The following is a 17,130-nucleotide window of genomic DNA, read 5'->3' on the forward strand; positions in this document are numbered from 1 at the left end:
ATCCTCATCACATCACGGCCAGCAGCGTAGCGGCCAGGGTCAGGAAGCTGTACAGCAGGTACGCTGAGATCCGTCCCTGCTGCATCAGACCAACCAGCCGGGCCAGATACGATGTCAGATTGATCACGGGGACATACAGCCAGTGCCAGAAATGGTCCATAACAGTGACCCGGTAGCGCGGCTGTTCATCGAATGGCGTCGGCAGGTCACGGTGCATCAAAAAAAACGGCTCGAAGATCTGGCGGATCGGCTGACCGAAGCCCTCGGCAGTGTCCTGCATGCGCGCGGTGCCCCATGGGAAGCCGCAAGCCCAGGGTGGGCTGCGGCGAAGCCGACCATGGTAGAAGCGACGCACCAGCAGGTAGGCAAGTGCAAAACTGGCCAGAATGCCCAACAGGAAAATGACAGGCCCATAGCTGGCCTGAGCCAGGCCGTTCGGCGCCAGCAGCCAGCCGCTGGCCGCAGTCCGGGCGCCGAGTCCGCTCGCCACCAGTTGCTGCGTCACCGGATCGATCAGTTGGACGAATTGGGTCGGCAGCAGGCCAAGCGCGAGGCAGCCCAGCGCTAGCCACAGCATGCCCGCGCGCTCCCAGCTACCGGCGTCTTGCGCATAGGCCAGTTTGGGCTCACGCGGCTGGCCGAGGAAGATCACGCCGAAGAACTTGACCATGGTGTAGCCGGCCAGGGCCGCCACCAGCGCGATCAGTGCCGCGACCACTGGGACCAGCATGGTCAGTATCGGCTCCGGGAGGCCAGGCGTGAACAGGAAGCTTTGCAGCAGTAGCCACTCCGAAACGAAACCGCCAAGCGGGGGCAGCCCCGCGCCGGCTAGCACGCCCAGCAGCGTAAGCCAGCCTACCCATGGCATATAGCGAATCAATCCGCCCAGCTTACCCAGGCTTCTCTCAGCTGTAGCATGCAGCACGCTCCCGGTACCCAGAAAGAGCAGGCTCTTGAAGAAGGCGTGGCTGGCAACATGGTAGAGCGCGGCCGTCAGGGCCAGGGCAGCTATTGGCGTCATGCCGTAGGCCGAAAACAGCAGGGCCAGGCCCATGCCAACAAAGAGCAGGCCCATGTTCTCGATCGACGAATAGGCCAGAAGCCGCTTCATGTCGGTCTGTACCGCCGCGAAGACCACGCCGAACAGCGCGGTGGCCAGGCCAATGGCCAGCAGCAATCCGCCCCACCACCACAGACGAATCTGCAACAAGTCAAAGGACACGCGTAGCAGGCCGTAGATCGCAGTGTTGAGCATGACGCCGCTCATCATTGCCGATATCGGCGATGGCGCCGCAGGATGCGCCTCCGGCAACCAGACGTGCAACGGCAGGATGCCAGCCTTTGCGCCAAATCCGAACAGGGCAAGCAGGAACCCGACGGAGGCCCAGAACGGCGTCAGCGCCAGGGCTCGCATGTTGGCAAACGTATAGTCGCCAGTGTTGGCCTGCAGCACGCCAAAGCACAGCAGGACCGCGATCGCCCCGATGTGCGCCATCGTGATGTAGAGATAGCCGGCGCGGCGCACTTCGGCGATGCGGTGGTTGGCGGTCACCAGGAAGAACGACGACAGCGCCATGGTTTCCCACATCACCATGAAAGAGTACGCGTCGTCCGCCAGGATCACCCCGGCCATGCTGGCGAGGAACAGATGGTACTCAAGGCAAAGCAGGCCCGGCGGCGTGCCTTCCCCTTTGCGGAAGTAACCAGCCGCAAACGTCGAAATGCCGGCCGCCACGCCCCCCATTACCATCAGGAAGTAGGCGGACAGGCTGTCGAGCCGGACGTGGAATGGCAGCGCTGGCAGGCCAATGGGCAGCACAGCAACCTCAGGCGTGCCGAACACGGCGTGGAGCGCCAGACCGAACAGCGCCAGCCCTAGCAATCCGCCGATCGGGAACAGCACGCGGGATATCAGGGCAAACCGATGCAGCGCCAGAACGCCTGCCACGCCGACAAACAGCCAGACCCCAATCACAACAAGCATCCAGTCGAGATGGAGCCATTGCGTGAGAGGGTGCGCACTGCTCACGGATCAGGCTCCGCGCCGGACCGCACGCCGCTTAGCGGGAGGTGTTGAGTCGCGCCGCGACGGCGCCTCCTGTGGCCTCTCGTTGCCAATGGCTTCCGCATTGTCCGTGTCCAGGCCGCTGGGGACATATTGAACGCCATGCTGGGCGAGGTAGTCGCGGATAAGACGCCGTATTACCTGCGAGGCTGTCAGATCCTGCTGTGCGCAAAGGCGCTCGAACGCAGCTTTCTTGTTGGGATCAATGAGCAGCGTAAGCCGGGCGGTCTTCTGCTCCATGGGAGCCTCAAGATGGCAATACGATGATTACATGAATCACATCATAGATGATAACCATGTGAATCCAAAGGCCCGAACGCTACCGTTCCTGGACCCAGGATTGGCGGCGGATCCGACCGACGCTCGTACTATTCATGCAATGGCACGCCCAAGGAAGCCGGGGCGAGCGGGATTGCGAGTTGCCCCACGCGATGGCAATGACGAAGACCAATGCAGCCCCGGTGCTCGGGCGATCGGTTGCCGACGCATCGACATCAGCAGCCTGGCGTGGACTTCGGGCCTGGCTCGCCGCAGACGGCAGCCATGATACGCATAGCTCGGGAGTCACTATGTTGCCACCAGCAATGAGAGCGCACGGAGGACTCCAGCGCTGGGCGGATGGGAAGGGGAGTACCACAGCATTGCGGATGCCGGCGCGATGGGCATCCTGCGCGCGGCTGCCAAGGGCCTCGCGCCGGTGCCGAAGTACTTTCGGCCCAGGGTCGCAATAAGGCTAGCGCGGCGCGGGCGAGTCTCAACGCCAGTGAGGTGTGGGGTGCCCAGGCTGGACATGGCTACCGTGGTGCTACCAGCGCTGCGGGCATTTCTCACGCAAGTGGATTCGCCCTATCCATTCCCAAAATGAGCTGACCTCGCTTCCATAACGCTGATCTGTCTGCATCGCAGCCAAACACCCCGCGGCAGGATTCAGCCCTTGCCCAGGATCGTCATTGCCTTGTTCGCATCTTCGAGTGAGTCGACCGACACGAACGCGACAAACTGCACCCCAATGACGGCGGCAGAGAATCCGCTTAGATTGATGCCGCCTTCTGCCAGCCTGCGGGTTAGCTCCGCCACGATGCCGGGCCGGTCCCCGCCCATAACACGCACCGAATGCAGGCTGTGCGTGACATTGAAGCCGACCTGGGCAGCTGCACGGATTTCCCTGTCATTCTGCAGCGGTGTCACGAACACGACACCCTTGCCGGGGTCCTCTGGCGTGCGGCGCGCAATTGCAGATTGCAGGTCTGCACCGGCATCGCGCAAGACCTCCAGTACCCCCGCGAGGCCGCCGGGCCGATCCGGTATGGTTGCGGCCCACACGTCCACGCGTTCCACGAGAAGATCGTTGGTCATTGCCATTCTCCAATGGCCCCCCACTACGAATCTAGCCTATGGCGGCCAGCAGGCAAGCTCTCGGCTCGGCGGACAGCGTAGGGCGATTTCCTGGAAACTCCCGGTGCCCGGACTTAATATGGACTAGTCGTTTCAGGCAGCTGTCGCGGGCTAGTGGCATCGACTCTCTACCTCGATGGATGCCATGAAAAGTGATGGGGAATCGTCATGTCTGAAGGCAAATCGCTACGCCACACTACAAGACAGGAATCGGCCGATGTGTCCGAGGCCGAAATCGCGGTCCATTGGCCCGAGGAGGACTTTGTCCCGCCGCCGGGCCAGTTCATTGCGCAGGCCAATCTGACCGACCCGCGCATTTTCGAACGCTTCTCCCTCGACCATTTCCCCGAGTGCTTCAAGGAGTTCGCAGACCTGCTGGACTGGTACAAATACTGGGAAACGACGGTGGATACGAGCCACCCGCCTTTCTGGCGCTGGTTCGTCGGCGGCAGGATCAACGCCTGCCACAACTGCGTGGATCGCCACCTCGCTGCGTACAGGAACAAGGCTGCGATTCATTTCGTGCCCGAGCCAGAGCATGAGCAAGTGCAACACCTCACCTACCAGGAGCTCTTTGTTCGCGTCAATGAGCTGGCCGCCCTGCTGCGCGAGTTCTGCGGCCTGAAGGCCGGCGACCGCGTCACGCTGCATATGCCCATGGTGGCCGAACTGCCAATCACCATGCTCGCATGCGCGCGCATCGGCGTGATTCATTCACAGGTATTCAGCGGCTTCAGCGGTAAGGCTTGCGCCGAGCGCATCGCGGACTCCGAGAGCCGGCTGCTGATCACCATGGACGCCTATTACCGCAGCGGTGAATTGCTCGATCACAAGGAGAAGGCCGACATCGCCGTGGCAGAGGCCGCCAGCGCCGGTCAGCAGGTCGAGAAGGTCCTGATCTGGCAGCGCTACCCGGGCAAGTATTCTAGTGCCGCCACACTGGTAAAGGGCCGCGATGTCATTCTCAATGACGTGCTCGCCGGGTTCCGCGGTAGGCGTGTCGAGCCCGAGCCGATGCCGGCGGAGGCACCGTTGTTCCTGATGTACACGAGCGGCACCACGGGCCGGCCCAAGGGCTGCCAGCATTCTACCGGCGGCTACCTGTCCTATGTGGCGTGGACATCGAAGTACATCCAGGATATCCATCCTGAGGACGTCTACTGGTGCATGGCCGATATTGGCTGGATCACCGGGCATTCCTATATCGTCTATGGCCCGCTCGCGCTCGCCGCCTCGTCTGTCGTCTACGAAGGCGTGCCGACCTGGCCCGACGCCGGCCGGCCGTGGCGTATTGCGGAAAGCCTTGGCGTCAATATTTTTCATACCTCGCCCACGGCAATCCGCGCGCTGCGGCGCAATGGGCCCGACGAGCCATCGAAGTACAACTTCCATTTCAAGCACATGACCACGGTGGGCGAGCCGATCGAGCCCGAAGTCTGGAAGTGGTACCACCGTGAAGTCGGCAAGGGCGAGGCGGTCATTGTGGACACTTGGTGGCAAACCGAAAATGGCGGCTTTCTCTGCAGCACGCTGCCGGGTATCCACCCGATGAAGCCCGGCAGCACGGGCCCGGGGATTCCGGGCATTCATCCGGTGATCTTTGACGAGGACGGCAAGGAGGTTCCGGCCGGCTCGGGCAAGGCGGGCAATATCTGCATCCGCAATCCCTGGCCGGGCATATTCCAGACCGTCTGGAAGGATCCGGACCGCTACGTGCGCCAGTACTATGCGCGCTATTGCAAGAATCCCGACAGCAAGGACTGGCGCGATTGGCCGTATATGGCAGGCGATGGCGCAATGCAGGCGGCGGACGGCTACTTTCGCATCCTTGGTCGCATCGACGACGTGATTAACGTCTCCGGCCATCGCCTCGGTACCAAGGAGATCGAATCCGCTGCACTGCTGGTGCCAGAAGTCGCCGAGGCAGCGGTGGTGCCAGTGGCCGACGAGGTCAAGGGCAAGGTGCCGGATCTCTATGTGTCGCTCAAGCCGGGATTGTCGCCTTCCACCAAGATCGCGAACAAGGTCTCGGCCTCGGTGGTGTCCCAGATCGGCGCGATAGCGCGCCCGCATCGGGTCATCATCGTTCCCGACATGCCCAAGACACGCTCGGGCAAGATCATGCGCCGCGTGCTGGCGGCGATTTCCAACCAGCAGGAACCTGGCGACGTGTCCACGCTTGCCAATCCGGAGGTCGTCGAGAAGATCAGAGAGCTGGCGACATAGGACAGTACGGCTGCGGCGCTCAATGTCCGACGGCGTTGTCAGCTTGTCGGCTCGGTCGCAGTGAAGAAGACAAGATCGCCGTTGTCACGGCCATCGCTTTCCCGCTGAGATCATCAGCATCGCGGTGCGCTAGTACTTCCGATTCAATTTGAGCCTGTGCGACCTCTAGGAGTTGCTGGTCGAGCGCGGGTTCGACGAGATGTTCGTGCGACGCGCGGTGCAGCTCCCTGCTCTAGCGCGTGGTGAGAGCATGGAGCCGTACTCGAGGTTCGGCCGCGATTAGTGAATATCTGAAGCATAAGAGATCTGCCTTAGGTCGACCCTCATCATGGAACGACGCTCGGGACACGGCCGATCAGCCTCATGATTGCGGCTTGAAGCGGCGCGCGGGCGATGCGATTCAGTGGGTGACCAACACCACCAGCCCGGAAGTATCTTCGAGAATACATTCTTGGTAGACCTGTGCGACCATCGCTGCCCGAACGCCCTTGGCGGGGTCGCGCCCCATCGCTTCAAGCGTCTCCGACACCTATCCTGGGCTGACGACATTCACGCGAATTTTGCCTTGCAATTCGAGCGCTGCTGCCCGCCCGAACGCATCGATGCCGGCGTTCACTGTGCTCACTGCAGCACCACCGAGCACCGAATGCTGCGCGTGGGTCAGGATTCGGTGCAAATCAACAGCGGGGCGTAATGATGCATGCCCATGTGGTTCGGGGGTGAAGTTTGAATATTGTCACGGTGGCTGAGCATCTGTCGAATGGCCGCAAAATCCTAGGACGTTACCGCGGCCGGAGCGGCGTCCATGGTGGCATCTCCATACATGAAGATGTGTTTGTGCGAGAGGCGTTGGAGCGAGCCGACTTTGCATGCGGCCTGTGGCTCGCGAGCATCGTGCCCGTTGTTAAGTCTTGTTAAGCAGGCTCGTGGAAGCTGAAGTTCCGTTTAGAGTTACGGCTACGGATTCTCAGCGTGGCATTTGCCCAGAGTTCCTGCATGACAGATCTGTCACGAAAGCCGTGCGTCGTTTCGTTTGCTGTCGACGGACTTGTGCAATGTGGGGGCGTCAACGAAGGGCGCCAAGCCGATGATTCCTGGACCGACGATGCGCGCATGGACTGGCCGCTCAGGAGAACACGACAAGTGCGGCGCTTGCACCATTCTCGTGAATGGGATTTCGATCAATGCCTGCCTGTCGCTTTCGGTGATGCATGATGGCGAAGGCATTGGGTCGGAGTGTGTACATCAGGCGGATGATACGTTTTGTCGTGCGACTGCTCCCGGCCGGACCCCGCCGACTGGGGTGCGACGTTCTTTCCGAGCGCATGGGTCTGGGCAACACGCACACGTGCGGTCGTCTTGCAGCGACAATCGAGGTACGGCACCGGTCTTTCGGGTTGGCCGGTCACCCCAAAGGAATTGAACCCATGAGCAAACGACGGAACCGTCGCCAACGCAAAAAGCTGCGGGTGGCCGAATTTCAGGAACTCGGATTTCTCGTCACAGCGGAGCTCGCGGAAGAACTTAATGTCGAAGCAAAGATTGCCGCTTGCGATGCCTTCATCGCCGATTGCGTCGAAGCGAACCTGCTCACCTAGGCTGGTGCAATCGACAACCGCAATCGACAACCGCTTGGATGGATTTGTATCCCCGGAGGGCAACCGTAGCTCCTCCACCGAGGAACACCGCCAAATCGTCTTGGCCTGACTGGGGGGCCGCGCTGAATTCGGGGCTGTGTGCGTCGGTCCGCTGATCGACGCCTGGTACGGCAATTTCGCAGACTTTCGCTGATCCTATGCCATCCACGTCGACGCCGTAGAGGTGGGCGACAAGCCGAGCACTGAAGCCGCCAGGTAGGATAGCGGAAACATGGCCACCTACAAGGCGCGCATCCCACGCAATACTCAGCGGTTATCTGACGCGACGGGCAGTGCATATGGACTGAGCGCTGGCATGCGCGTAATCGCGGAGATCCGGTACGGCGAGCGACGGTGATGGCGTATCTGCTGTCACCGGTACAGCGGAGGGTGCATGTCGCGCTTTGTGGCACATGACGACGCTATACATATCATAGGGCTGTGCGGATCCCATCCCTAGAGTCAGGGCTTCTGCGGTTGGCCCAAAACCGGAGGCGCCGGTGGCGGAAGAGGTGTTGCGATAGGTTCCAATCCTGTGCCGCTAACGATCGCAGCCGCTGCGGGCGAGGCAAGAAACTTGACGAACCGGGAAGAGGCGGGCGTCTGTCGACCTGCAATTAGTCCTGCGGAAAAGAACACTTTCTGCTGCAATTCGGCTGGCAACGGGCCGACGTACTCCAGTTCCTTGAAGGGCAGCAACTCGCTAACCTGCTGGAAGCCAATCTCGGCATCGCCTCGCGCCACCACGGCGCCGACACGCTCACTGTAGACTTTGTGGGCCTTATCCTTGATCTTGTCCGCGACGCCAAGCCGTTGGAACAGCTCATTAGAGAGGTACGTCCCGCTGGCGCTGGCGGAATACGCGATGGATTTGGCATCAAGCAGGGTCTGCTTGAGCGCCTCGGTCGTGCTGATATCCGGCTTCGGCGTGCCCTTGCGCACGGACATGCCGATGAGTGAGCGGGCCAGGTCGACCCGGCTGCCGGCGGCCACCTTGCCTTCCGATACCAGCTTCTCTAGACCCGAGTCCGCCAAGATCACCACATCGAACGTCTCGCCCCGCGCCAGCCGGCTGGGAATGGAGTCCGGCGCATTGCCCATCGACGCACCGTAGGCAGTGATGACACGGTCCTGCGTGGCGGCCTCGTACAGTGGCACGAGCTGCTGGTAGGCGGCCGTAAAACCGCCCGAGGTAATCACGCGGATCTCTTCTGCCCAGGCCGGAGAGGCCAGCCAGAGCATAAGAACGAGCAGGGCTGGCCTGGTGGCTCGGGTCTTCAGCATTATGTCGTCTCCTGTAATTCATTGCTGAGGATTGCGGCGCCCGTCAGTCTTCTTTCATATTGGCCGCGCGCGCGATCGGGCCGAGGCGAGCCTTTTCGCCTGCTAGGAACTTGGTAAAGTCAGCCCGCGTCCCACCTACCGGCTGGATACCTTGCGGGATAAGCCTGGCGCGCAACTCCGGTGACTTGATAGCGGTGTCGATGGCCTTGTTCATCTTGTCCAGGATCGCGTCAGGGGTACCGCGTGGGGCGAAGACGCCGGACCAGTGACCGATAAATATTCCGGGATAGCCAAGTTCCGTGGCGGTGGGCACATCAGGCATCGCGGCAATGCGCGTATTCCAGGTGGAGGCGATCGCTCTCAGCTTGCCACCCTTGACCTGCGGCAGCACCACGACGCTGGCCTCGGAGGTCGCGTCTACCTGTTTGCCGACAACGGCGACCATGCCTTCCGAGCCGCTCTTGTAGGGGATGATCTCAAGCTTTGCGCCGGTCGCCAGCTTCAGCATCTCCGCGACGAAGTGGGGCGTGCTGCCCGTACCCGCCGTAGCGAAATTCAGGCTCTTTCCACCTTTGCCGCTGGCAACCAGGCTCTTGAGGTCCTTGATCGGGGAGTCGGCGGGAACCACGATGACAGACGGGCTGACGGCCAGCATGGCGACGGGGACCAGGTCCTGTTCCTTGTAAGGCAGATGGGCCTTGATCATCCCGTTGGTGATCACGCCGGCCGCCGGAGCCAGGAAGGTGTAGCCGTCCGGGGCGGATTTGGCCACATAGTCGGCACCCAGTACCGAGCCGGCGCCAGGCTTATTCTCGACGATGATGGGTTGACCAAGCTGCTTGGATGCGGCGTCAGCCACGGCGCGGGCAACCAGATCGTTGGCGCCGCCGGGACCAAACGGTACGACGAACTTCACTGGCTTTGCGGGCCAGGCTTCAGCCCAGGCGGTAAGGGTGCACGCACTCAGGGTAAGGGCGAGCGCGAGATGGCGAACTGTGAGTTTCAAGGTAAGTGTCTCCGGGGTCGGTCTATTTTGTGGACTTTCTGGCACGCCGCAACGTCCCAATCAGGCATTGCAAGCTTATTCCCGGGCGACTAATCTGTGAATTGCAATATTCTGATGATCCGATGCATGCTACACATTAATTTCGCCTTGGAAGACCTGCAAGCATTCGTCGCGACTGCCGAAAAAGGAAGCTTCCGTGTGGCCGCCGAGGCACTTCACATTTCACAGCCAGCGCTCAGCCGGCGTATCGAAAAGTTGGAAAAGACGCTCGGCTCCCGCTTGCTGGACCGGACGACGCGCCGTGTGGAAACGACGAATATTGGCCGGCAGTTCCTGGAGGAGGTCCGCGCCGCGCTGGATATCCTCGATAACGCGGTATTTCGGCTCGGCGACGAGACTACGCTTCGCCGCGGCCTGGTGACAGTGGCTGCCATACCGTCTGCCGCGCTGCATTTACTGCCTCATGCGATCAACACTTTTGCCAAAAGGCATCCGGACGTGCGCGTTCGTGTTATTGACGAAAGCGCAAACGCCGTACTGGCAAGCGTCATGTCGGGAGAATCGGATTTCGGGCTCAACTTCATGGGCGCCCTGGAACCCAGCATCGAGTTCCATGCGATCCGCGCCGAGCCCTATCGACTGGTGTTGCGGCGAGACCATGAGTGGTCCGGGCGGGACTGCGTAGCTTGGGAGGAGTTGGCGGGGCAACGGATGGTCAGCGTGTCGAAGCAAAGCGGTAATCGCGCCTTGATCGAAAATGCCATCGCCCACCTCGAGCGACGACCTAGCATTCATTACGAAGCCAACCACGTCGTCGGGGTGTTAGCGCTGGTTGACGCTGGTCTTGGCATGGCCGTACTCCCAGGCATGGTGGTGCCGCGCGATCATTCCCGGCTTTGCGCAATCCCCTTGATCGAGCCTAACGTGGACCGCGTCCTTGCGCTGATACGCCGCCGAGACAGGCCATTGCGGCCTGCCGCGGAGGCGTTATATGAAACAATCACATTGGAAATGACGGGTATTTGATTGTCCAGTTGGTACGACTATTCCACCCGGAAATAGGTCCTTGATCAGGGGCCCTGATGGATGCATGCGGTGTCCGATGGGCTTTCTTTCGGTGCCAACGGTCTGCGGGGGTGACGGTCTCTGAACGACTGAGGATTCAACCGGTCAACGCAACACTAGACGCTGGCGAACGCATGCTTGTTCGCGTCATCCAAGGAGGCCCTTCTCCGTGCGCCACTGATATGGGCTATACGTAAACCCTTCTTCGTCGAGGGTGATAGCGGGCACTTCCGCAGGCACTATGCCGACACTCGACACGACCCGAGTTTCGGGAAGAGTCGCGGTCAAAGGATTCCCATTCGAGGCGGCCGCTCAAGAGTAAGCGGTTTTGTGGCCGCTCGCAGTATCTCCTAGATGGCTGGGGGCGCGAGCTTCCAGGGCTGAAGAGATCGCTTCTGAGATGAATTTCGCTCGTGCTGGTGGATAGAAGCCGACCCACTTGCGGCCGACGCGCGAACGGCGCGGCCCTCACCGCACAGAATCCGCCTCGTCACGCCTAGCCTTGTCCGGCGGGATCAGCGCCTTCGGGTGCTTCTTGTGACACTTGAAATTGCGCTGGCTTTTACTATTTTATTTTCTGCTCAGGCAGTCGCGACGTCGCGCTGCGTGTTTCTGTTTGTTTGCCGGCAGCCAGGCGGGTGAATGGGAGCGCGTGATGCCCATCCCTCCTTGCTGCATTGAAGGAGGCTACGACCATGAGTGAAGCATTCTTCGGAACCGACCTCTTCAGTGAACTCGATCGCCTGCAAAGGCAAATGACGTCGCTGTTCGGCGGCTTTCCTTCCAGCATCCGCGCTGGACGCTTCGGCGCATTTCCTGCAATCAACATCGGCGCGACGGACGACTCCATCGAGATCGTTGCATTTGCGCCCGGAGTGAAGCAGGCAGATCTCGAAGTCTCGATCGACAGAGGCTTGCTGACAATCAGCGGCGAACGCCAATCCGTCTGTCCCGACGACACGTCGGAGGCCCGACGCTACGCTCAGGAGCGTTTTTTCGGCACCTTCCGCCGGGTGATCGAGCTCCCTACCGACGTAGATCCCAACAAGGTGCAAGCACACTATGCCAATGGCTGTCTGTCAGTCAGGGTGGGCAAACGCGAGGCATCGAAGCCGCGGGCGATCACCGTCCAATAATCGGAAGGAGACTGCCATGAACGAATTTTCGCAAGTCGTCGAACGCGATCCGAGCGCTGTGGCGCAACCTCGGGGCGACAAGGCTACCCAGGCCACGCGGCCCGTCACGCTACTGCCGGCGGTGGACATCGTCGAGGACAGCAGCGGCGTTACGCTTTGGGCAGACCTGCCGGGCGTGACCCGCGACAAGCTGCAAGTCAGCGTCCACGACGGCAGCCTCCACATCGAGGCTGAAGCTGTCGTGCCGACGCCGACCGGGTTACGGGTGCAGCATGCCGAAATGCGTCAGCCCCACTTTGCTCGAGCCTTCGCGCTGAGTCCGGACTTGGATTCAACCCAGATCGGCGCTCAGTTGCAGGATGGCGTGCTGAAGCTGACTATTCCCCGCCGCGAGGAAGCGCGTCCACGACGCATAACCGTCAACGTCACGTAGGACCTTCATGACGCGTCCACAAGGACGCGAACGCATCATGCGCTATTGCCATGCCAGCGCAGGGCGCATGACGCCTTTCGACAATCGATGATCCTCAATCGGGAGCCGCGACATGAAAACGGAACACAAGTGGAACCCTTTCAAATTCCTGCGGAAGACTGCCGACAAAATGGCCGCCAATGAAGCGTCGGGCACCTCCCCACCACGGCACCGAGTGCCGGAATGGACGGACATATCGCGGTTTTTCTCTGGCGATCCCTGGCGTGCCATGAGCGACTTCCTGCATGAACCTCTCGCCAACTTCAGTGGCCTGGACCGCTGGTTTGGCGACTTCAGTTCGTCGCGTTTCCAGCCTCGGATCGACGTCGTCGACGACGGTGCGGCACTTCGGATCACTGCCGAATTGCCCGGTATGGAACGCGAGGAGGTGCAGATCAGCATTGAGGATGGTGCGCTAGTGCTGAGGGGCGAGAAGAGGCAGGATGTCCGGACCGAGGAAAGCGGATGCTATCGCCTTGAGCGCGCGTACGGCGCGTTCATGCGTAGCATTCCCTTGCCGGACGGGCTTGACCTGGACAACGTCGAAGCCCGATTTAACCAAGGGGTTCTGACGCTGCGCTTGCCTAAGAGCGACATGTCATCTTCCTCCGTGCGCAAGGTCAACATCCAATGAACCTCCGAGACCCATTACATAGCAGAGGCCTCTTATGGAATTCGATACCGACTGGATGACATTGGGCAAGCATCGCGTGTGCCTTTTGTGCGTGCGTGGTTTCCCAACCGAAAAGACGCGCTACGTGGCGGAGGTCGCGCGTCTTGCAATTGAGCACAACCTGAGCGCCGCGGCACGCCTGCTGCAGGTCGCAGCGGTCGGGGAAAGTGCCTATACGATTAGTATTGGCACGACCTTCCCGAAGGACAAAGACGCTGCCCTGCCTCTTGAGGTGGCACTGGCCACGGTGTTTGGCCTGAAGCCCGATCGGATCAGCATGGAAATCACGGTGGTCAGTCAGGCCGACGTGGACTTGCATTTCGGCGTCTACGAGCGGATGTTGGCGGAGAAGCTCGGCATCATCGCGCCCATACATTGATTTGCCATGTGTTACGGTGCGCCACGACGCCGCTGATCCAGATCGGGTGTGATTATTGACGGCGGCCGAGCAAATTCTTTCGGCCCGGGAATTGGTGCTTCGTCAGGGGCCATCTCCCGGGCCGAAAGCAAGTGAATTGGCGTTGGGAGCCGATTTACTAGAATTCTTTCCGATTTAAGGCGTCCGAGGCAATTTTTCGAGGAGGAAGACATGCTCGAAAGATCGCAACTTGATCAAGCAATCGATCAAATCCACGCGCTGTATGCGGCATTGAGCACGGTTTTGGCGTCAGGCCTAACCGATGAGACCAGAAGCTTCGCCGAAGAGATCTTAAAAGATGCGCGGCCATTCCTCGACGCGCAAGAGCGAAGCACTTAGGCGGATCAAACGGCCGGCTCGCGCCGGCCTTTTTTCGGAAAGGGCCCTTGCTACGTCAGCTCATCATCAGCCTCGTGTCCACGGCGAGATTGGCAAACTCGGTCGTCAGGATCGGATGCACTTGTACTTTAGTGGCATCCGGCGGACTACTTACTTGTGGTCAAAGTTCGTGACACCAGCGGGCAACGGTAGCGGCCACCGGCGGAACGGATGATTGGCGCAGCCGGCGAAACCACAAAGCGTGTCACAGAATATTCCCCGCCGAGCCGTGCTGGTCTTCGTAGACAGCGTCGAGAATGACGCGTCGGTCTATGGCACATTGCTGTGCCGCTAACAGCGGCAAATGCGCACAATCCGCGTGCCGAGCCCGCTCCAGTACCATCGCCTTGAACTCGGCGCCGTAGTCCTTGCGGTCGGCTGCTCGATAGTTGTCGACACTCGATCCATCGTCCCCACGATCCTCCATCGTGGGGACGACGCAGGACCCCGTGAATTGACTCAGGGCAGTAAGAACTGGACGCTTAAGGTCAATCAACGCCAACAGGCCGCTTATCGACCAACTTCGGTCGCCCGATGATGTAGGGGCGATCGGCCGAAATTGGCCGGCAAGCGCCTGATCGACCCCGAGATTCGCTACGCCAGTGTCAGTCGGCAGGAGTCGACCCTTCTTGGATGCCCGGTTTTGGCAGACGATCAGGCGGCAATGCAGGAGATCAGGCTTATGTTGCCGGATCGGCCAATGAAGAGGCGAACGACAGGTTGCTCCCGCAAGATCGCGAGATGCTCACGCTTGCCTCGACGAGCGCTTTGATTGCCTTTGTCTTGATGCGTCGGACATCGGGGCTTGCGCCGATCAGCGTCAGACACGCGACTGCCTCGTTCTGAACATCGAGAATCGGCGCACTCATGGCCGACAGTCCTGGGATGAGAACCGATTCCGCTTCGTCGTATCCGACTTGCCGGATCTTCGAAAGATGCTCGAGCAACTTCGCTGGCGGCTGTTCATGGTTCTTCGAAACGGCCAACTCGATCAGGTCATCCCTGACCTGATCCGGGGTGAAGGCGAGCAGCACGCGACCCGTGGCCGAGTTTGTCAATTGGAATGTCGAGCCCACCGACAACGTGGTGATGAACGGCACATAGCTGCGTTCCCATCGCACGATGGTGGGGCCGCGATCGCCGAGCACGCACAGCAGGGCGGGTAATCCCGTGCTGGCAACCAGTTGCGGCATCGCTTCACTGGCGAGGCGCAGATGATCAACCCGCGCGAGGGCGGACGCGCCGATGCGCACCGCAGTCGGCCCAAGGTCGTAGAGACCGGTGACTTCATTCTGTACCGCGAGACCGCTTGCCATCAGGCTCGCGAGGTAGCGATGCGCGAGGCTGTTTGGCATGCCGATGGCGCGCGCCAGATCTCGGAGGGGCGTCGCCTTACCCGCCTCGACAAGCGCGAGAAGAACCTCCGTTGCCTTGTCGGCCGACTGAATCCGGCGCCGTCCTCCGCCATTGCCTGCAGCAGTCGGTGGCACGTCGTCCGCCGATATCGCCGATGGTTCTGCGATGGTTTTTTTTGCTTCTGTCAAAGCCGTCGATACTCCTCAGAAGGGGGCGCGAACCTCGGATTCAGGGCGCGTGAGCGACTTTTGAGTTTATCACGGCGATGACACGGCGCTTCAGCCAGCTCCAGGCAAGCAGATGACGCGCGCGTCGGCATTGCGCAGGCGGAGCGGCAGAATGCGTTGATAGTCCGTGGAGGTGTACCAGGCCGCGGCCTGCTCGGGGCTCTCGAACTCCAGAACCACGAACGTCCCGGTTTTGGCGTTGCCCTCGAGCACGTGGGGCGTGCCTCCCCGAATCAGGAACACGCCGCCATAGGAATCCAGCGTGGGCTGGACCTTGCTGGCGTACTCATCCCACTCCGCGCCGGGCGAATGGATGTCTACCTCGGCAAAAATATAACCCTTCGTCATGTCGTCTCCCATCAGAAGGATGCGGTGAAGTTCGCCGGCGGGTCGCAGGCCACCGTTCCCATTTTTGCCGGAACCGAGACTTCGAGAAGCTCGAGGTCTGGGGAGATCGCCAGCTCGTTGTGCTTGAGTCCGCCAGGGATCAGAAGCGATTCTCCCGCGCTGACGCGAATATGGCGGCCGTCCTGGAAGACCAGGTCGACCCAGCCGCGCAGCGTATAAATGAACTGCGAATCGCAGAGGTGATAGTGCCATCCGGTCTGCTGCATTTCGCCCGTTGCAAGCGTGATCTGCGCGCGCATGCGGCCATCCGTGGCCCTCGTCACGCCAAGGTCCCGATACTTGAAGAATGCGCGGCGTCCCGGCACCAGTGGCGCCGTTTCTGGCGTGGCATAGGCAAGCTTTTCCGCAAGCGTTTCGGCGTTGGCAATCGGCGTGGCGGAATGAACGTTTTCGTTGGATGAATCCATGGTCTGCTCCGTGAATGTTGTCGTTGTCATGATTGAAGATCACCGATTGGCGGGTCCCCGTCGTGGTGCCCCGCGTACCAGCACGTTGGCGCGTTGCTCCACGCTCTTGATGATCGAAGTGAAGTCGTCCTGGCTGCGTCCTTCTTCCATTGCCGTTTGCCAGACGCCCCGGGCCTGCTCCAGAACGCGCGCCGGTACGCCCAGATTGCGGGCCTCTGTGATGGCGAGCTCCACATCCTTTGCGAGGATCGACATGCGTGCCCCGAAGTCGAAGGATCCAGGGAGGGCGAAGCGAGCAAGTATGTCTGCCGCCGTACTCTGCCCGGTGCTGGATCGGATGACGTCGGCCATGGCGTCGGCGTTCAAGCCTGCTTTGGCGCCCATCGCCAACGCCTCCGATGCAACGGCCATGTTGGCGGCCAGCATGATGTTGTTCACCAGCTTCATCGCCTGTGCCTGGCCGGGCTGATCGCCCAGGTTGTGGATCATATTCGCGATGCGACCCAGCGAGGGCATGGCGCGTGCAATGTCATGGCTCGCGCCGGACAGCATGATGGACAGGGTGCCGGCACGCGCGGCGGACGGCCCACCACTGACTGGCGCGTCCACCGTGGCGATATGCTGACGCTGAAGTCTCTGTGCGATGGAGGACACCGCAGTCGGACCGATCGTCGACATCTCGACGTAGGTATGCAGCGCGTTGCCGCCCGCCACGCCGTCCTGGCCGAAAATTGCCGCTTCGCATACCGCCTGGCTTGGCAGGCAGGCCATGACGATGGCGGCGGCATCTGCCACCGAACGCGGACAGGCATGCGCGACCGCGCCAGCGTCCACAAGTCGCGACACGGCTTCCGCGTCAGGGTCGTAGACGTGCAGTCGGCACCCGGGTTGAATAAGCCGCATTGCCATCGCGGCACCCATGTTGCCAAGGCCTAAAAAACCGACGTGGGTAATCTCGCTCACGTTCGTATGTCTCC

18 protein-coding genes are annotated in these 17,130 nt (G+C 61.0%); 9 read left to right on the forward strand and 9 right to left on the reverse strand.

The genetic code is table 11. From position 1 onward, the window contains the following. Positions 1–7: 7 nt before the first annotated feature. The 3 genes from hyfB to AC1DOX_RS24140 all read right to left on the reverse strand — a co-directional run bounded on the left by hyfB (position 8) and on the right by AC1DOX_RS24140 (position 3,421). Positions 8–2,029 (reverse strand): hydrogenase 4 subunit B, encoded by a 2,022-nt coding sequence (gene hyfB / locus AC1DOX_RS24130; RefSeq protein ID WP_441621892.1) that lies wholly within the window; start codon positions 2,027–2,029, stop codon positions 8–10. A gap of 3 nt (positions 2,030–2,032) precedes the next feature. Continuing rightward, positions 2,033–2,305 carry a ribbon-helix-helix protein, CopG family gene (locus AC1DOX_RS24135; protein ID WP_441621894.1) on the reverse strand — a complete coding sequence of 91 codons (273 nt, stop codon included), beginning with the start codon at positions 2,303–2,305 and terminating at the stop codon, positions 2,033–2,035. 687 nt (positions 2,306–2,992) lie between these two features. Beyond that, on the reverse strand, positions 2,993–3,421 hold the full coding sequence (locus AC1DOX_RS24140) for an ACT domain-containing protein (RefSeq protein WP_441621896.1): 429 nt from the start codon (positions 3,419–3,421) through the stop codon (positions 2,993–2,995). A 207-nt stretch (positions 3,422–3,628) separates the two neighbouring features. On the opposite strand from AC1DOX_RS24140, the gene acs reads away from it, so the two are divergent. The 3 genes from acs to AC1DOX_RS24155 all read left to right on the forward strand — a co-directional run bounded on the left by acs (position 3,629) and on the right by AC1DOX_RS24155 (position 7,284). Beyond that, positions 3,629–5,686 (forward strand): acetate--CoA ligase, encoded by a 2,058-nt coding sequence (acs, locus tag AC1DOX_RS24145; protein ID WP_441621898.1) that lies wholly within the window; start codon positions 3,629–3,631, stop codon positions 5,684–5,686. A 602-nt stretch (positions 5,687–6,288) separates the two neighbouring features. Beyond that, on the forward strand, positions 6,289–6,435 hold the full coding sequence (locus tag AC1DOX_RS24150) for an SEC-C metal-binding domain-containing protein (RefSeq protein WP_441621900.1): 147 nt from the start codon (positions 6,289–6,291) through the stop codon (positions 6,433–6,435). A gap of 678 nt (positions 6,436–7,113) precedes the next feature. Next, positions 7,114–7,284 carry a 50S ribosome-binding protein YggL gene (locus AC1DOX_RS24155; protein ID WP_441621902.1) on the forward strand — a complete coding sequence of 57 codons (171 nt, stop codon included), beginning with the start codon at positions 7,114–7,116 and terminating at the stop codon, positions 7,282–7,284. A gap of 501 nt (positions 7,285–7,785) precedes the next feature. Here AC1DOX_RS24155 and AC1DOX_RS24160 read toward each other — a convergent pair. Both AC1DOX_RS24160 and AC1DOX_RS24165 read right to left on the reverse strand, forming a co-directional pair. After that, positions 7,786–8,607, reverse strand: coding sequence for a substrate-binding domain-containing protein (locus AC1DOX_RS24160; RefSeq protein ID WP_441621904.1), 822 nt, complete (start codon positions 8,605–8,607; stop codon positions 7,786–7,788). A gap of 43 nt (positions 8,608–8,650) precedes the next feature. Then, complete coding sequence (locus AC1DOX_RS24165) at positions 8,651–9,613, reverse strand: Bug family tripartite tricarboxylate transporter substrate binding protein (RefSeq protein ID WP_441621906.1); 963 nt, start codon at positions 9,611–9,613, stop codon at positions 8,651–8,653. A 126-nt stretch (positions 9,614–9,739) separates the two neighbouring features. Here AC1DOX_RS24165 and AC1DOX_RS24170 point away from each other — a divergent pair, with 126 nt between their 5' ends. The 6 genes from AC1DOX_RS24170 (at position 9,740) to AC1DOX_RS24195 (ending at position 13,716) form a co-directional block, all read left to right on the forward strand. Next, positions 9,740–10,639, forward strand: a complete 900-nt coding sequence (locus AC1DOX_RS24170; RefSeq protein ID WP_441621908.1) for a LysR family transcriptional regulator — start codon at positions 9,740–9,742, stop codon at positions 10,637–10,639. 734 nt (positions 10,640–11,373) lie between these two features. Next, positions 11,374–11,814, forward strand: a complete 441-nt coding sequence (locus AC1DOX_RS24175; RefSeq protein ID WP_441621910.1) for an Hsp20/alpha crystallin family protein — start codon at positions 11,374–11,376, stop codon at positions 11,812–11,814. Positions 11,815–11,830: 16 nt separating this feature from the next. Next, a complete protein-coding gene (locus AC1DOX_RS24180; RefSeq protein ID WP_441621912.1) occupies positions 11,831–12,247 on the forward strand; it encodes an Hsp20/alpha crystallin family protein in 417 nt (138 codons plus the stop codon). A gap of 112 nt (positions 12,248–12,359) precedes the next feature. Continuing rightward, positions 12,360–12,920, forward strand: a complete 561-nt coding sequence (locus AC1DOX_RS24185) for an Hsp20/alpha crystallin family protein (RefSeq protein WP_441621914.1) — start codon at positions 12,360–12,362, stop codon at positions 12,918–12,920. 34 nt (positions 12,921–12,954) lie between these two features. Further along, a complete protein-coding gene (locus tag AC1DOX_RS24190; protein ID WP_441621916.1) occupies positions 12,955–13,338 on the forward strand; it encodes a hypothetical protein in 384 nt (127 codons plus the stop codon). Between the two features lie 210 nt (positions 13,339–13,548). Then, positions 13,549–13,716 carry a hypothetical protein gene (locus AC1DOX_RS24195; protein WP_441621918.1) on the forward strand — a complete coding sequence of 56 codons (168 nt, stop codon included), beginning with the start codon at positions 13,549–13,551 and terminating at the stop codon, positions 13,714–13,716. A gap of 719 nt (positions 13,717–14,435) precedes the next feature. Here AC1DOX_RS24195 and AC1DOX_RS24200 read toward each other — a convergent pair. The 4 genes from AC1DOX_RS24200 to AC1DOX_RS24215 form a co-directional block, all read right to left on the reverse strand. Next, positions 14,436–15,299 carry an IclR family transcriptional regulator gene (locus AC1DOX_RS24200; RefSeq protein ID WP_441621920.1) on the reverse strand — a complete coding sequence of 288 codons (864 nt, stop codon included), beginning with the start codon at positions 15,297–15,299 and terminating at the stop codon, positions 14,436–14,438. Between the two features lie 90 nt (positions 15,300–15,389). Beyond that, complete coding sequence (locus AC1DOX_RS24205; RefSeq protein ID WP_441621922.1) at positions 15,390–15,686, reverse strand: DUF1330 domain-containing protein; 297 nt, start codon at positions 15,684–15,686, stop codon at positions 15,390–15,392. 11 nt (positions 15,687–15,697) lie between these two features. Continuing rightward, positions 15,698–16,153, reverse strand: coding sequence for a cupin domain-containing protein (locus tag AC1DOX_RS24210; RefSeq protein WP_441621924.1), 456 nt, complete (start codon positions 16,151–16,153; stop codon positions 15,698–15,700). A gap of 39 nt (positions 16,154–16,192) precedes the next feature. Next, positions 16,193–17,116 carry an NAD(P)-dependent oxidoreductase gene (locus AC1DOX_RS24215; RefSeq protein ID WP_477112642.1) on the reverse strand — a complete coding sequence of 308 codons (924 nt, stop codon included), beginning with the start codon at positions 17,114–17,116 and terminating at the stop codon, positions 16,193–16,195. Between the last annotated feature and the right edge of the window lie 14 nt (positions 17,117–17,130).

It is taken from the genome of Cupriavidus sp. 01L415 (assembly GCF_056400065.1).

Bases quoted from the DNA above. Each gene is read 5' to 3' on its own strand.
- AC1DOX_RS24210 (WP_441621924.1), bottom strand. From the start codon at position 16,153: ATGGATTCATCCAACGAAAACGTTCATTCCGCCACGCCGATTGCCAAC.
- acs (WP_441621898.1), top strand. From the start codon at position 3,629: ATGTCTGAAGGCAAATCGCTACGCCACACTACAAGACAGGAATCGGCC.
- AC1DOX_RS24170 (WP_441621908.1), top strand. From the start codon at position 9,740: ATGCTACACATTAATTTCGCCTTGGAAGACCTGCAAGCATTCGTCGCG.
- AC1DOX_RS24155 (WP_441621902.1), top strand. From the start codon at position 7,114: ATGAGCAAACGACGGAACCGTCGCCAACGCAAAAAGCTGCGGGTGGCC.
- AC1DOX_RS24175 (WP_441621910.1), top strand. From the start codon at position 11,374: ATGAGTGAAGCATTCTTCGGAACCGACCTCTTCAGTGAACTCGATCGC.
- AC1DOX_RS24185 (WP_441621914.1), top strand. From the start codon at position 12,360: ATGAAAACGGAACACAAGTGGAACCCTTTCAAATTCCTGCGGAAGACT.
- AC1DOX_RS24150 (WP_441621900.1), top strand. From the start codon at position 6,289: ATGCCGGCGTTCACTGTGCTCACTGCAGCACCACCGAGCACCGAATGC.
- AC1DOX_RS24180 (WP_441621912.1), top strand. From the start codon at position 11,831: ATGAACGAATTTTCGCAAGTCGTCGAACGCGATCCGAGCGCTGTGGCG.
- AC1DOX_RS24135 (WP_441621894.1), bottom strand. From the start codon at position 2,305: ATGGAGCAGAAGACCGCCCGGCTTACGCTGCTCATTGATCCCAACAAG.
- AC1DOX_RS24160 (WP_441621904.1), bottom strand. From the start codon at position 8,607: ATGCTGAAGACCCGAGCCACCAGGCCAGCCCTGCTCGTTCTTATGCTC.
- AC1DOX_RS24190 (WP_441621916.1), top strand. From the start codon at position 12,955: ATGGAATTCGATACCGACTGGATGACATTGGGCAAGCATCGCGTGTGC.
- AC1DOX_RS24205 (WP_441621922.1), bottom strand. From the start codon at position 15,686: ATGACGAAGGGTTATATTTTTGCCGAGGTAGACATCCATTCGCCCGGC.
- AC1DOX_RS24140 (WP_441621896.1), bottom strand. From the start codon at position 3,421: ATGACCAACGATCTTCTCGTGGAACGCGTGGACGTGTGGGCCGCAACC.
- AC1DOX_RS24195 (WP_441621918.1), top strand. From the start codon at position 13,549: ATGCTCGAAAGATCGCAACTTGATCAAGCAATCGATCAAATCCACGCG.